Origin of the sequence: Sporosarcina trichiuri, assembly GCF_030406775.1 — a bacterium.
GTDB classification, from domain to species: Bacteria; Bacillota; Bacilli; order Bacillales_A; family Planococcaceae; genus Sporosarcina; species Sporosarcina trichiuri.
The window spans coordinates 1,708,457-1,723,357 of sequence record NZ_CP129119.1; the positions used below are offsets into that span (position 1 = coordinate 1,708,457).

Annotated in this window: 10 protein-coding genes; 7 read left to right on the forward strand and 3 right to left on the reverse strand. The window is 53.9% G+C overall.

Features of this window, described 5'->3' with window-relative positions; translation table 11 throughout:
- Positions 1–58: 58 nt before the first annotated feature.
- A complete protein-coding gene (locus tag QWT68_RS08905; RefSeq protein WP_290147938.1) occupies positions 59–2,572 on the reverse strand; it encodes an S-layer homology domain-containing protein in 2,514 nt (837 codons plus the stop codon).
- Positions 2,573–2,894: 322 nt separating this feature from the next.
- Positions 2,895–4,619: a phospho-sugar mutase gene (locus QWT68_RS08910; protein WP_040287334.1), complete on the reverse strand. Its 1,725-nt coding sequence runs from the start codon at positions 4,617–4,619 to the stop codon at positions 2,895–2,897.
- A gap of 193 nt (positions 4,620–4,812) precedes the next feature.
- Here QWT68_RS08910 and QWT68_RS08915 point away from each other — a divergent pair, with 193 nt between their 5' ends.
- From QWT68_RS08915 to QWT68_RS08930, 4 genes are read left to right on the forward strand one after another with little or no spacing between them, the layout of a single operon-like run.
- On the forward strand, positions 4,813–5,736 hold the full coding sequence (locus QWT68_RS08915; protein WP_040287335.1) for a glycosyltransferase family 2 protein: 924 nt from the start codon (positions 4,813–4,815) through the stop codon (positions 5,734–5,736).
- A gap of 10 nt (positions 5,737–5,746) precedes the next feature.
- Positions 5,747–7,480 (forward strand): DUF6020 family protein, encoded by a 1,734-nt coding sequence (locus QWT68_RS08920; RefSeq protein WP_290147942.1) that lies wholly within the window; start codon positions 5,747–5,749, stop codon positions 7,478–7,480.
- Positions 7,473–7,817 carry a DMT family transporter gene (locus tag QWT68_RS08925; protein WP_290147944.1) on the forward strand — a complete coding sequence of 115 codons (345 nt, stop codon included), beginning with the start codon at positions 7,473–7,475 and terminating at the stop codon, positions 7,815–7,817. The genes QWT68_RS08920 and QWT68_RS08925 overlap by 8 nt, the downstream gene beginning before the upstream one ends.
- A complete protein-coding gene (locus QWT68_RS08930; RefSeq protein WP_244898712.1) occupies positions 7,804–8,148 on the forward strand; it encodes an EamA family transporter in 345 nt (114 codons plus the stop codon). Before QWT68_RS08925 ends, QWT68_RS08930 begins: the two co-directional genes overlap by 14 nt.
- Positions 8,149–8,215: 67 nt before the next feature.
- Here the strand turns inward: QWT68_RS08930 and galU are convergent, their stop codons facing one another.
- Complete coding sequence (galU, locus tag QWT68_RS08935) at positions 8,216–9,100, reverse strand: UTP--glucose-1-phosphate uridylyltransferase GalU (protein ID WP_040287337.1); 885 nt, start codon at positions 9,098–9,100, stop codon at positions 8,216–8,218.
- A 282-nt stretch (positions 9,101–9,382) separates the two neighbouring features.
- On the opposite strand from galU, the gene QWT68_RS08940 reads away from it, so the two are divergent.
- From QWT68_RS08940 to QWT68_RS08950, 3 genes are all read left to right on the forward strand, one after another.
- Positions 9,383–10,003, forward strand: coding sequence for an S-layer homology domain-containing protein (locus tag QWT68_RS08940; protein WP_290147947.1), 621 nt, complete (start codon positions 9,383–9,385; stop codon positions 10,001–10,003).
- Positions 10,004–10,285: 282 nt separating this feature from the next.
- Positions 10,286–12,808 carry a phosphodiester glycosidase family protein gene (locus QWT68_RS08945; RefSeq protein WP_290147948.1) on the forward strand — a complete coding sequence of 841 codons (2,523 nt, stop codon included), beginning with the start codon at positions 10,286–10,288 and terminating at the stop codon, positions 12,806–12,808.
- Between the two features lie 106 nt (positions 12,809–12,914).
- The gene (locus tag QWT68_RS08950) at positions 12,915–14,768 is read left to right on the forward strand and encodes an LTA synthase family protein (RefSeq protein ID WP_290147949.1); all 1,854 of its coding nucleotides are present in this window, start codon (positions 12,915–12,917) and stop codon (positions 14,766–14,768) included.
- Positions 14,769–14,901 lie beyond the last annotated feature (133 nt).

A 14,901-nucleotide genomic window follows, 5' to 3' on the forward strand; every position in this document is an offset into this window, starting at 1 on the left:
CGCTTTTTTTGTTATTGTTTTACCAGTGTGTTTTAAGCAGGATATTCATCGCTACACATTATCGTGATCTTTTCACTGTAGCACCTGTAGTGAGTGTATTTCCTACTCCATCAGTCAGTTTGTTGCCAGCTGCAGGCTGGATAGTAATTGTTTGTGCTAACTCTTCTTCAGAGAAACCGCCAGTCACTACCGCAGTAGCTTTAGTTTTATCTTTAGAATTTAGCGTTGTTTTGACTTTCTTAGCGACAGTCTTATCGCCTGCCAAAATCTCCATATTGATTGGCGATCCTGTAACGGCCTCGGAGAATGTCAAATCAATTGTGCCATTAACAGTCATAACTGCGGATTCAATTACAGGTGCAACGTTTTCGTTGAAAGTTACCTTCCTTGTATCAGATTCCATGGCTTTTGTTGAACCTTCAGCCTTGATATTTTTGACTGTCACATAACGTTTCCCTGTTTCATCAATTGAACCGGGTGCCAACTGGAGTACTGCTGTTTGTGCAACTGTTTCATCATCACCCTCTACGACTTCGTTGAGAGTGACACTTTGCACAGCTACTCCATTGATCGAATAGTTTGCTGTGTTCAATGCAGTGCTTCCGTCTACTTTCTTATCAAACGTAACGTTCACTTTTGTGTTATCATCCGCGTCTTGCTCGATTTTTGTTACCTTCACCAGTTCAGCATTCTCTGCCGCAGCATCTTTACCACGTGTGAACGTTACATCTTTTGAAGCTGCATTTACGTTATAAGCTGATGCCACGTTTTCGAATGAGAGATTGACATTATATTTTGCGCCTTCTGAATCGGCATCATTTAATAGAGTACCCAATTCCACAACTACTTTAGCAGCGTCATCTTCAACTTTTGCTACAACCGCAGATTTATTTACATTCTGCGTAACTCCGTCTGTACGAAGATATGTTCCGGCAATTTTCACTTTTGAATCCTCTGAGACATTTACTTTTTTGTCGAAAGTGATTTCCAGCAATTCTTTGTCGCCGTCTTTGTCTTTGATGACCTTAGTTGAAGTCACTTCAGGCGCAGCAGTGTCTTTTGTGAATGTGATAAGGCGTGATGATTCTGCGCCTGTTTCTCCACTTAAATCAGTGTAGTTGTTAACTGTGACAGTTAGAGATCCATCGAGCACTTCATTGGTAGTTACTACATATTTCAATGGGTTCGAAACGTCTTTTTCGACAGTCTTCACAGTACCCCCCGACAGATTAATTTCAGGCTTGCCTGCTAGCTGCTCCGAGAATTCCACAGTGAATTCTTTAGCGCCTGTCTGTGCGATGTTACCTACTGTCGGCGGTGTGCCGTCCTTTTCACCTTTAGTGAATGTGGCAGTTGCCGAATTAGCAGCAATGGTGTTGTCCGCCATATCTTTCGCATTTGCAAATTCCACGTTCACCTTCTTGCCAGCGTCCATGCCAGAAGGCAACGTGAAGAGCACTTCACTGTCACCAGAATTGAAAGAGTTGTCTATATTGTCATCACCGTATACTGTGCCGTTTTCATTAGTATAACGAAGTGTTCCGAGATCTTTCATAGGTTCAGAGAAGACGACATTGTATTGGGAGGCGTTTACTTTGTCGACAGATACGACCGTCGGTGCCTTTTCATCTTTAGCAATGGTAACGATTTCCTGATACTTCTCGATATCTTTGTTATCCATTGTTTTCAATCCGTTAGCAATAACAGTGTATTTGCCTTCCAGGGCATTCTTTGTCTGTACAGTCAGTGTTTTACCGTCAGTCGAGAGCATCCCTGTCAGTTCGCCTGTTTCATTGGCATTGCCCACACGTGACATCGTGAACACGCCATCCTTGAACTCTCCAGTTTTTGCGTTAGCAAAGAGGGTTGCCGGGTTGACAGCGTCTGTGAATTTCACTTGGACTTGTGTTGCGCTGACAGCTTCGACGCCTTCGACTTTGAGTTCAGGAGCCGGAGTTTCGTCGCGTGTTTCGAGTTTGTACAGGAAGATGGCCAGTTCGCCGCGTGTGATTGAATCGACAGTGCCGAAGCGGTTTGCTGTTTTCCCGTTCGTGATATTGTTGTCGACCAGTGCTGCGACCGCATCTTTGTAGCGCGGTGCTACGTCGCTGAAGCTGACGTTCGCTGCATCGCCTTCGATGCCATATGCTTTCGACAGCATGATTGCCGCTTCACCGCGTGTGATCGGAGAGTTTGCGCCAAATGATGTCGTTGTCTTCCCGTTCGCGATGCCTTTCGCTTTCAATGCATTCACATATTTCACTGCGCGTGATGGGACATCCGAGAAGCCTGATGCCGGTGCGCTTTCGATTTCTTCTGTTGTCAGTGTCGCTTTTGCGAGGAGAACCGCCACGTCTACACGTTTGATGCTCTGCTGTGTGCCGAACTGTGTGTCACTGATCCCTTGTGTAATGTTGTTTTCAGACAGGAAGGTGACAGCCTCTTTGTAACGGTCGCCTACGTCCGTGAATTTCATATCTTGTGCGAATGCTGCCGGCACGACTGCGGACGCAACGAGTGTCGCTGTCGCTGCGCTTGCAACGAATTTCGAATAGTTAGTAGTTTTTTTCATAATGAAATATCTTCCTTTCTTAGCGGAACTTCGATTCTATCCCCTCAAAAGAAGAATAGGAATCTATTATACGACACTACCCTCTAAATGCATACAGGTAAACATTACGGGTACATGTCAATATTTCCAGACTCGTAACTCCCCTGAAATATAGTTTCATATTTTCATACATATAAAAACTTCTAATTCACAGAAAATAACATCTAGGAATGCTATATACGGACGAAAATACCTCCTTCTGTTTCCATAAAGAAAAACCGCAGGGAGCCGGTGTGCATACGCCCGGTCCATACGGTTTTCATCCAACACAGCAGTTGCCGATTCACTTGCGCCGTTCCTCCGTGAGCGCCGCCATGGCAATCTCGAGTGCGTCCCGCTTTTTTACGGCTTCCATGCCCGTTTCTGCACAGACGCCAATATAGAACTTGCATTTCGGTTCGGTGCCGGACGGCCTGATGCAGCACCAGGACCCATCGGCGAGCTGGAATTTCAGGACATTCGCCCGCGGCAGTCCGGTCGTTGTTTCGGCTCCGTCGGCGTTCCGGATGATACCTGTCTCGTAATCCTCGACAGCTGCCACCTGCTGTCCCGCAATCTCTTCCGGCGGATCGGCACGGAACGAATCCATCAGCCTGGCAATCGTCTCCGTCCCTTCTTTTCCCGGAACGGTGATGGATTGCAGCCCTTCCCGGTAATAGCCGACTTCCTTATAGAGGGCCTGCAGTTCCGCATGCAAAGAACTGCCGAGGCTCTTGTAGTAGGCTGCCGCTTCCGCAGCGAGGACTGCGGCCTGGACGGCATCCTTGTCCCGGACGAAATCGGCCGCCAGATAGCCGTAGCTTTCTTCGTAGCCGAACAGGAATTCATACTCCCCGGAGTCCGCATATTCTTCGATCTTCTCGGAAATGTACTTGAAGCCGGTCAGCGTGTCTTCCGTCTTCACTCCATATCGTGCTGCAATCTCTTTTCCCATCTCGGATGTCACGATCGTCTTCAGCAGCAGTCCGTTGTCCGGCAGCGTGCCCGCCTGCTTTCGCTGTTCAAGCAGATAGCGCAGCAGCAGTGCGCCGAGCTGGTTCCCTGTCAGAAGATCATAGCCGCCGGTCGGCAGGGCGATGGCTGCGCCGAGACGGTCGGCGTCAGGATCCGTTGCCAGCAGCAGATCCGCGTCCTCTTTCGCGCCGAGCTGGATGGCAAGCCGGAATGCCTCCTTTTCTTCAGGATTCGGATATGGCACTGTCGAAAAGTCGGGATCCGGCTGTTCCTGTTCCGGCACGACCGTGACCTGTGTATAGCCGAAGTTCTCAAGCGCCTGCTGGACCGGCACGCTGCCTGTCCCATGGATCGGTGTATAGACGATCTTGACATCGTCCCGCGGGAAATCGCCGTATTTCAGGCGCTTCAGCTGCTTCTGGTACGTTTCATCGATCCCTTCGGCGAGGATTGTCATCAGCCCTCCGGCTTTCAGCTCATCCTCATCGAGTACCGGGATCGCAAACAGATCATCGATTTCTCCCATATAAGCAACGATCGCATCCGCTTTCTCCGGAGGCAGCTGCCCTCCGTCTTCCCCGTACACTTTGAAGCCGTTGTACTCTTTCGGATTGTGGCTCGCTGTGATGACTACGCCGCTGAATGCGTCCAGTTCGCGGATCGCATACGACAGCTGCGGCGTCGGCCGCGGCTCGGCGAATACGAATGTGCGGATGCCGTGCGCTCCGAGCACCCGCGCAGTTTCCACCGCGAATCCCTTTGACTGGTGGCGTGTGTCGTACGCGATGGCAGCCCCGCGATGCTTCGCTGCCGGTCCGTATTGCCCGATCATCCGGGCAAGCCCTTCTGCAACCCGTCGGATCGTATGGATGTTCATCCGGTTCGTGCCGGCTCCGAGCATGCCCCGCATGCCCCCTGTGCCGAACTCGAGCCAGCGGTAGAACCGTTCGGTGATCTCACTCTCGTTCCCTGCAATCGCTTCCAAATCGGACGTCAGCTGTTCTTCCAATCCGGCATTCTTCCATTGTTCGTATGCTGTCATGATGTCTGTCATCGCAGTTTCTCTCCTTATCAGCCGGCTTGCAGCCAGTTTCAGCCATTCTACCCCAAGTATACGATGATGCCGTGCGGACAGCAAAGGATTCAAAGCGCCGCTCTCTGCTGCCGGAACGGCGGGCGGCACTGTATTAACCGGCCGGTTCATGGTAAAATGCACACTAAGCTACAACGAATAAAGGAGAGCACATATGGAAATTGCAGTTTTAGTCCCCTGTTACAACGAAGAGCAGACGATCGGCAATGTCATTGATGACTTCAGGCGTGAATTGCCGGACGCGACAATCTATGTCTATGACAACAACTCTTCGGACCGTACATCCGAGGTAGCGAGAGCGCATGGGGCAGTCGTCCGCTTCGAGCCGCGCCAGGGAAAGGGCAACGTCGTCCGGTCCATGTTCCGCGATATCGAAGCAGACTACTATATCATGGTCGACGGTGACGATACATACCCGGCGGAATTCGTGCACGAGATCCTGGCACCTCTTGAAACAGGCGAAGCCAACCTGGTGATCGGCGACCGCCTGTCGAACGGCACGTATTTCGATGAAAACAAACGGAAATTCCACGGATTCGGCAACAACCTTGTGAAAGGCCTCATCAATAAGCTGTACAAAAGCAACATTACGGACATCATGACCGGCTACCGCGGGTTCGACCGGCTGTTCGTCAAGTCGATGCCGGTGACAAGCCCGGGATTCGAAATCGAGACCGAGATGTCCATCCATGCACTCGATAACCGGTTCCTCATCAAAGAGGTGCCGATCGATTACCGGGATCGGCCCGAGGGCAGCGAGTCAAAACTGAATACGGTCACGGACGGATTGAAAGTTCTGCGTATGATCTTCACTTTATTCAAAGATTACAAGCCACTGCTGTTCTTCTCCGTGTGGGCGGCTGTCTTCCTCGTGCTCGGACTCGCTGCCGGCACGCCGGTCATCGTGGAATTCATCCAGACGGGGTTCATCGCCAAAGTGCCTTCCGCCATACTCGCTGTCGGCTTCGTGATGCTTGCGATGCTGTCGTTCGCATGCGGGCTGATCCTCGATACTGTCGCGGGCACGCACCGCAAAAATTATGAACTGCAGCTGAACCGCATTGCGGAAAGACGGTGAGCGCATGCCCATGAAGATTGTGCGCTGGGCTGTGATCGTTCTGCTCGGCCTGTATCTCGGCGGCTCGATGATCTTCTTCTTCACACCGATCCGGAATACGCCTGTATGGGCGATCCTGCTCGTATCCGCAGCCATGGCGGTGTTCGTCTGGCTCGCCCTCCGGTTCTGGCCGATGCTTCGGGCGATGACGCGCGCCAAACGGATCAGCTACATTCTATTCGGCATACTGTTCCCGCTTTACATCGCCGCGAGCATCCGCGGGGAGCAGCCGTTCCTGACCGATAACCATATCGTCGTCATCCTGGCCGTCTGGCTCGGTGTCACGCTCGGGGTGCTGGCCATTGTTACTGCCATCATTTACGGAGCGCTTTCCGTGCGGCTGCAGCCGAAGGGTCAGCGGGTTTCCGTCTGGAAAGTGTTGCTGTATGCCCTCCCCACCCTGCTCGTCTCCGCCTATTTCCTGGCAGCTTTCTATCCGGGTGCGATGACGCCGGATTCACTGGCGCAATGGGATCAGGCGCTGACACACAAATATACGGACTGGCATCCGGTTGTCCATACGATGCTTCTGAGCGTTCTGCTGTCCATCTGGAAGTCGCCTGCCATCGTCGCGATCTTCCAGATCCTTCTGATCAGTGCGGCTGCCGGTGTCACCGGCCGCGCGCTGGAGGAAGCCCGGGTGCCGAAATGGGCGATCTGGCTCGTGCTGATCGTTTTCGCGATCAGTCCGGTCCATGCGATCTCTTCCATCACCCTCTGGAAAGATGTCGCTTACAGTGCCGCCCTGTTCCTGTTCTCGATCCTCATGTTCAAGATCGTGCGGACGGGCGGACGGGTGCTCGCCGGATGGCCGTTCCTCGCCCTGTACGCGCTGACCGGCTTCATGGTGATGTTTTTCCGTCATAACGGCTTCCCGGTATTCCTGATCGTGACGGCCTTCATCCTCATCATGTATCGGCCGTACTGGCTCAAGCTGTTCCCGGTGGCAGCTGTGATGGTGCTCATCTATCAGATTGTCGTCCATCCCGTCTATACGAAACTTGAAGTCCATCCGTCCGACCCGCAGGAGATGCTGAGCATCCCGACACAGCAGATCGCGGCCATCGTGACGGAAGGCGGGGACATCACGGACAAACAGAGGGACTACGTCAACCGGATCTTCCCGATCGACAAGTGGCATGAGAAATACAACCCGTACAGCGTCGACTCCATCAAGTTCTCGTGGGGCGACTACAACCGGTTCACGATCTATGACGACTGGGGCCGGTACGGGCGGACGTATCTCCAGCTCGTGAAACAGAATCCGGAGATCGCAGCGGGCGCGCTGTTCAGACAGACATCGCTCGTCTGGCAGATCAACCAGCCGGAAGACGGGTATACGAGCAAATACGTGACGCATATCTACCGGAATAACGAGTATGGGCTCGTCAACCCTGTGCTGAATGAAGAACGCCGTCTCCATGCGTACAATTATCTGAAAGACGCGGATGAGTCCATCCCGTTCCTGTGGCGCCCGGCCTTCTATACAGCACTTGCCCTGCTGTTCACGTATATCGCCTACTTGCGCAACAACTGGCGTGCATGGCTGCTGCTGCTGCCGGTCGCATTGAATACGGGAGCCGTGTTTGTCGGCATCCCGGCACAGGATTTCCGGTACTTGCTGGCCAATTCGATGATCATGCTGCCATTCCTGCTGATCAGCCTCGTGCCATTTGAACCGATGGAGGTGACTGACGATGACTGAGACCCGCACGACTTCACCGATCGGCATCGTACTGATGATTGCAGCCGCGTTCAGCACAGCGAGCGGACAGTTTTTCTGGAAACTCGCTGCCGGCGGCGGACTGTTCGACTGGCACTTGTGGGCCGGATTCGTGCTGTACGGTCTCGGCGCTGTCCTGATGACCGTCGCCTTCCGTTTCGGCCGGCTGTCCGTGCTCCATCCGCTGCTGACGGTCGGCTACGTGATCGCCCTCATCTACGGTGTCGCCTTCCTGAATGAACCGCTCAGCCTTCCGCTGCTGGCCGGCACGGTCCTCATCCTGGCCGGCGTCTGGCTCGTAGGGGGTGACAGTCATTAACTGGCTGCTTGCATTGATGCTGCTCGTCATGACATGGTGCGGCGCTTTCGGAGGCTATTTCCTGAAACTCGCGTCCGGCACCGATCTGAAGTTTGAACGTCCGGCGCTGATCCGCCGTCTGATCATCGGGCTGCTCAGTTACGGCGCAGGCGCTGTGCTCAATATTTTCGCACTGCGCTATATGGCATACACGATAGTATTCCCGCTGACGTCGATCACGTACATCTGGACGTTCATCCTGTCCTATGTGCTGCTCGGCGAACCGATCACGAAGCGCAAGATTGCAGGTGTCGTGCTTATCATGGCCGGCGCCGTCTGTCTCGTGCTGTAGGAATGAAGAAACCGCATGGTATCAGGGGAGTGATCCTGACACCATGCGGTTTTTCTATTGCAGCTTATTATTCCGTTTTCGCTTTGTAGTCTGCAAGCAGCCGTTCCATCAGGTCGAGGACGTCCGACTTCAGATCATCCCGTTCCAGTGCGAACGTCATCGTCGTTTCGATGAAACCGAGCTTCTCTCCGACGTCGAACCGGCGCCCTTCGAACGCATACCCATAGACATCCTGCTGCGTGTTCAGTTTTTCGATCGCATCGGTCAGCTGGATCTCGCCGCCTTTGCCGATCTGTTTTTCATCCAGAATGTTGAAGATTTCCGGCGTCAGCACATAGCGCCCGACAATCGCGAAGTCGGATGGCGCTTCGTCCTGGCTCGGTTTCTCGACGAAATTGCGGACTTGCATGAGGCGGGAATCCGTCGTGACCGGGTCGATGACGCCGTACCGATGGATGTCTTCGTGCGGCACTTCCTTGACGCCGATGATGCTCGAACCGGTCGCTTCGTACTGCTCGATCAGCTGTTTGAGCGCCGGCTTGTCACTGCGGATGATGTCGTCGCCGAGCAGCACACCGAACGGCTCGTCACCGATGAAGTTCCGCGCGCACCAGATGGCATGTCCGAGGCCGAGCGGCTCTTTCTGGCGGATATAATGGATGTCGACCGCCGCGGATTCTTTGACCTTTTCCAGCAGATCATATTTTTCCTTCTGCATGAGGTTCTCTTCCAGCTCGAGTGCATTGTCGAAATGGTCCTCGATCGCCCGTTTGCCTTTCCCTGTTACGATGATGATGTCCTCGATACCCGATTCGATCGCTTCCTCGACGATGTACTGGATGGTCGGCATATCGACGATCGGCAGCATCTCCTTCGGCATCGCTTTGGTCGCCGGCAGGAACCGGGTGCCGAGCCCTGCCGCCGGGATGATCACTTTCTTGACTGGTTTCATGGGATCCTCTCCTGTCCTTCTTCAATAGATGCAGTATAGCACAGAACGCCGGCCGGCATGCCTGATCAGCCGGCCGGCCTGCGGTGAATTGTGTCAGGCTGCCGATATATTCGGCGATTTGTCCGATACGACGCGCCAAGTGTCCGATATCTCCGGTGATCTGTCCGATACACCTCCGCCAGCAGCCGGCGGATCGGACCCATGATTCCTTTGCCCCTTTGCACAGCCGGCAAAAACTAGTAAACTGGGGCAAAGCGACAGATTCAAAGGAGGAACACTGATTTGAAAAAAAAACTGTTTACCGCTGCGGCAGCCGGCATGCTTGCATTCACACTGCAGGCGTCCGTTTCACTCGCCGCCTTCACCGATGTCGGGTCCCGCTATAAAACTGAAGTCGACTACCTCGTCAGCCACAATTATGCCCAAGGTGTCAGCAGCACCTCATTCGGGACAAACCTGTCCATCAAACGGATCGATGCAGCTGTCATGGTCGCAAAAGCGCTCGGCTTCAGCGAATCGAGCACTCTGCCCGATGCCGGGTTCACTGACGTGCCGAAAAACCGGGCATGGGCTGTCAATGCATTGGCAGCCCGCGGTGTCATTTCCGGGAAGACTAAGACACAATTCGGCACGTCCGATACGATGACGCGTAACGAAATGGCGAAGGTCATCGCATCCGCATACGACCTGAAATTGTCGGTCGCCCCTCTCCCGTTCAGCGATGTGAATACGCGATTCGCCCCTTATGTCGGCGCACTCGTGGAAAACGGGATCACACAAGGGAAGTCGCCGTCCAAGTTCGGCGCAACAGACCCGATCACACGCGGAGAATTCGCAATCTTCATCTATAAAGTCGAGGGGCTTTCGAAAATCGAGCCGCCCGAAGTGGAAGAAGTATCCTGAGTAACCTTACAAAAAATAAGCCGGAAGACATACTTGCTCTCACTTGAAAAAAAGTTATCGAATGTGTTTGTGTTCTCTTGAAAGTGTGGTAAGATAGTAAGTGTAGGTAAACCCTGTTTTATCGAATATAGCACGAATTGTTGAGGCCGAAAAAAAGCCTGGAGACCCCCTGTGTCTCCAGGCTTTTTTATGTTTTCCACTGGTTTAGATTGGAAGTCCTATTCCCTTATCCGACCAATTTCACGTATACTTGACGCATACCAACAAGTAAGGAGTTTTTCCATGTCATTCAAACGCACCCTGCTGTCGGGCATTGCGGCCGTCGCACTGTTCAGCTCTGCCCTGCTGCCAGCGGCGGACGCGGCGTCCGTGTCACAAGGGGTCTATCACACGAAGCAGGCAGTCAAGGTCAACGGCTATCCACAGACCATCAACCAGCTGAATGTTAATATGGCCAAGCCATACACCACCGTCGAGATCGGTCTGAACAACCCATTCCACAAACTGGCCACGGTCAACTCACTCGCCACCGCCCACACGCAGATCAACCATCATGTCGTCGGGGCAGTCAATGCATCCCTGTTCCATTTCAAGAACGGCTATCCGAGTTACCTGCTTATGAACGATGGCATCATCCAGCATATCGGCGCGGTATCCACCAACTATAATGATTTCATGAAGACACCAGCTGCGTTCGGCGTGACGAACGGCAACCGGGGGAAAATCGGGAAATTCGCCTTGTCTCCGACAATCGAACATAACGGCAAGTCTGTCACCATGACGTCTTTCAATCGGGTACGAAATGATAATGAAAGCATCCTCTTCACATCGACCTGGCCGTATGCGACTACCCGGACGAACGGAACCGGTCTCGAAGTCGTCGTGACGACAACCAAGTCAGTCGAAGGCGGCTTTGCGCTCGGTGAGAAAGTGACCGGTACCGTCACCGCCATCCGTCCGCACGGCAAAAAGGACCCTGCTGCAGTCCCGGCAAATGGAAAAGGGTATGTCCTCTCCGCGCAAGGGACGGAAGCGGCCAAGATCCGGGATATCAAGATGGGCGATAAAGTATCCATCTCCTACTCGGTCGATGATGCCTGGAAAGATGCACGGTACATGCTCGCCTCAGGCCCGCTCCTCGTCCAGAACGGGAAAGTCGATATGACCATCGATCCGAATAGCCTGAAGGCGAAACAGCGCACCGCCCGTACGGCAGTCGCAACCGACAAGACCGGCCAGTATGTCTACCTCGTCACAGCCGATTCGGGAGTACGCGGCAAGAGTTCCGGCATGACGATGGCGGAGTTCGCCAACCACTTGGTTTCGATCGGCGCCTATAACGCCTTGAACCTGGATGGCGGCGGTTCGACGACGATGGTGACCCGGAAACCGGGCAACGTCTATCCGACGCTTGCCAACCGTCCGTCCGGCTCCATCGATCGTTCCGTCAGCGCCATCCTGGAAGCGGTCAGTACGGCACCGTATGACAAAGCGGCCACGATGACTGCAAGCCAGGCGGAACCCGGACAAGTCGGCATCGGCGCATCCGTCGGGTTCAAAGTGAACGCAGCACTCGATCAATATTTAAACGTCGTCCGCAGCATTGATCAGAAAAAAGTGGAACTTCTCGCTGTCTCGAACGGCATCGGCCGAATTGAGAACAACCGGTTCATCGGCGAAAAAGCCGGCAAAGGCTCTGTCAGAGTAGGCTATGAGAATGCTGTGACGGATGTCCCCGTGACAGTTACGGATTCCATCGATGACATCGACCTGTCGCCGTCCGTCCTCATGCTCGGGACTGGAGAATCGATTGAACTGAAAGCGTCCGGCAAGTCGAAGGACCAGGCCGTCATCTTCAATCCGGACGCCATTTCCCTGATGGCTTCCGGCGGCATCGGCACACTGGATGGGAAGGTATTCACAGCAGGGGCGAAAGAAGGCACCGGAACCATCACCGCCACATACGGACGTACGAAAAAAACCGTACAGGTGACAGTGACCGATCAGCCTGTCTCGCTCAGCTCGTTTGAATCGGACGCAGGTCTCAAGGCGACCGGCATTCGTGCCGAAGCTTCACTTGCTGCCGAAAAGTCGATCCAGGCCCGTGACGGCAAAGCGTCCGTACGCCTGAGCTACGATTTCATCGCCAATAAGGAGGGCATCTCCGCCGCCTATCTGAACTTCACTGGCGGCTTGCCTCTCGCATCCAAGCCGAAGGAACTCGGCGTCTGGGTCTATGGCGACGGCAATAAGCACTGGCTCCGCGGCTCGCTCCGGGACGGTAATGGCAAGGAAACCGTCGTCAACTTCACCGCTGAAGACGGACAGGACTGGACAGGATGGAAGTACGTCACAGCCGCCATCCCTGCATCCGCTCCGGCTCCGCTGACACTCGATAAGATCTACCTGGCGGAACGGTCATCGGCGAAGAAGGACAAAGGGTTCCTGCTGTTCGATCAGCTGCAGGCACGGTATTCATCCAAGCCGCATCAGGAACGCGCCTTCCAGCCGTCCGCTTCCGCACGGGCAGAACGTCAGGATAAGACATTCACCGTGAAATTCACCCAGGCGATGGACCCGGCCTATCTGACAGACCGATATGTTTATGTGGAAGATGAATTCGGTGCACGCCAGACGGTTACCGTCACCCCAGCCGCTTCGGATGCGCGCAAAGTGACCATCCAGGCGCCGGCAGCCGGCTATGCGAAAAGCAAAAACTACCGTCTTGTCGTCACCCACTTTGCGAAGAACAAGCAAGGGGTCACCATGGTGAAAGACAGCATCACCGAATTCAAGGTGAACTGACCGAGCCCTGCAGCTTCCCGGCTGCAGGGTTTTCATCTGCCGGAAAGCGCCTTTCTGCCAACATATGCTACAATAGGGGAATGAAATTGTCCGGAGGTGCCTACCTGTGAAACTGAAATTCGATAGTAAGTCGTTCCTCGCAATGGGGTTCACCGTCATCTGGTTCCCGCTTCTCGTGATCGCAGTTGAAACGTTCCTGCTCGGTTCCTTCGAAGAAGCGACGGTGTGGGCACAGGAGCGGACGACCGCCTACCTGCTCAACGTCCTCATCGTCTATGCCCTGTTCCTGCTGCTGATGGGGATCATCAACCGGTTCGTCATCAGTTTTCTGCTGGCGAACATTATCGCCATCCTGCTGGCGGTATTCAGCTACTTCAAGTTCAGTTTTCTCGGAGAGAACCTGTATCCGTGGGATCTGCTGCTGTATAACAATGTACTCAACCTGCTGCCGAACATTTACAAGCAGGCGAATGTCGGCGTGGCACTGGCGGGTATCGTCATCGTGCTGCTTGTATTGGTCGGACTCTTCATCTATATGCTGAAGAGGCGGCCGAAGCCGATCATGCGCCTGCCGTGGTGGGTGCGGCTTGTATTCACTGCACTCGGCGCCGTCTGCCTGGCAGCGTTCGTCTTCTACCGGACATTCCCCGGCATGGACCAGCTCATGAAGGAAGCTGATATGTCGAACATCACGTTCAACCAGGAACGGAATTACAAGCAGAACGGCTTCTACGGCGCCTTCATGCTCAATATGCAGAGTGCCATCGTCCTGGCGCCGAGCGGCTACAGCAAGTCGGGCATCGAGTCGATCGTGAAGGAACTGAAGAAAGAAACGGCCGATCAGACAGATGCTTCCGGCAAGAAGCCGAACATCATCTTTGTCATGAACGAATCGTTCTGGGATCCGACATTGCTGGAGAAGATCCAGTTCGTTCCTGATCCGATGCCGTTCATCCGCGATCATCAGACCGGCTGGCTGCTGTCCCCGACGTTCGGCGGCGGTACAAGCAATGTCGAGTTCGAAGTGCTCACCGGCTTCTCGAACAATTTCCTGCCTGTCGGATCCGTTCCGTACCAGCAGTATGTGAAAGAAGACCAGCCCGCGGCCATGCCGAACTACTTGAAAGGCCTCGGCTACAATACACTTGCGATCCATCCCTATGCGAAGTGGTTCTGGAACCGCGAGACCGTCTACCAGCATTTCGGGTTCGATGAATTCCTCGATGACAAATCGTTCAAGGATCCGATCTACAAGGGTCCGTTCATCTCCGATGAGCAGGTGACGAAGACGATCATCGAGCGGACGGAACAGTCGGATGATCCGATGTTCATTTATGCTGTGACGATGCAGAACCATACCGGCTATGCGGAGGATAAATATGACAAGTTCGATGTGAAGACGACAGTCCCTGAAGGTATCGATGATGTCTACAACATCCTGCTGCGCTCCTATACGCAAGGCGTGTACGATGCCGACAAGGCGCTCGAGGAGCTGCTCGAGCATTTCAAGGATTCGGATGAACCGACCGTCGTCGCCTTCTTCGGAGACCACCTGCCGGCCATCGGTCAGGATTACCGTCTGTATAAAGTCGCTGATTTCGTTCCGCGGGGCGCCGGTGAAAGTCAATGGGGGCTTGAGGATTTCGAGAAGACCCGGTCGACACCGCTCCTGCTGTGGAATAACTTTGACGCGCCGATCCCGGACATCGATCACTTGAGTCCGAACCAGCTCGGCCCGGCCGTGTTCGACATGGCGGGAATCCGGAAGCCGCTCTATTACGGCCTGCTCGAGCAGTTCAGGGACAAGCTCCCTGCGTTCACCCGTGAGCTGAAGATCGACGCTGACGGCGGCCTCCATCGGGACACGCCGGATAAGGCGAAGAAACTGAGCAAAGAGTATCAGCTGCTGCAGTATGACCTGCTATTCGGCAAACGGTACGGTGAAGATGCTGTTAAGTGAATCGGAAAAGCCGCTGCGCACCTGGAAATCCAGGGTGCAGCGGCTTTTTTGGATGGGAAGCATCAGCTGATCGGTGACTCGGCTCGAGGTTTATGAGCGCTATTTGGGTTTTATGATCACTTTTGAGGATTTA

Coding starts and splice junctions, on each gene's coding strand:
- QWT68_RS08910 (WP_040287334.1), bottom strand. CDS start 4,619: ATGACAGACATCATGACAGCATACGAACAATGGAAGAATGCCGGATTG.
- QWT68_RS08905 (WP_290147938.1), bottom strand. CDS start 2,572: ATGAAAAAAACTACTAACTATTCGAAATTCGTTGCAAGCGCAGCGACA.
- QWT68_RS08945 (WP_290147948.1), top strand. CDS start 10,286: ATGTCATTCAAACGCACCCTGCTGTCGGGCATTGCGGCCGTCGCACTG.
- QWT68_RS08920 (WP_290147942.1), top strand. CDS start 5,747: ATGAAGATTGTGCGCTGGGCTGTGATCGTTCTGCTCGGCCTGTATCTC.
- QWT68_RS08915 (WP_040287335.1), top strand. CDS start 4,813: ATGGAAATTGCAGTTTTAGTCCCCTGTTACAACGAAGAGCAGACGATC.
- galU (WP_040287337.1), bottom strand. CDS start 9,100: ATGAAACCAGTCAAGAAAGTGATCATCCCGGCGGCAGGGCTCGGCACC.
- QWT68_RS08925 (WP_290147944.1), top strand. CDS start 7,473: ATGACTGAGACCCGCACGACTTCACCGATCGGCATCGTACTGATGATT.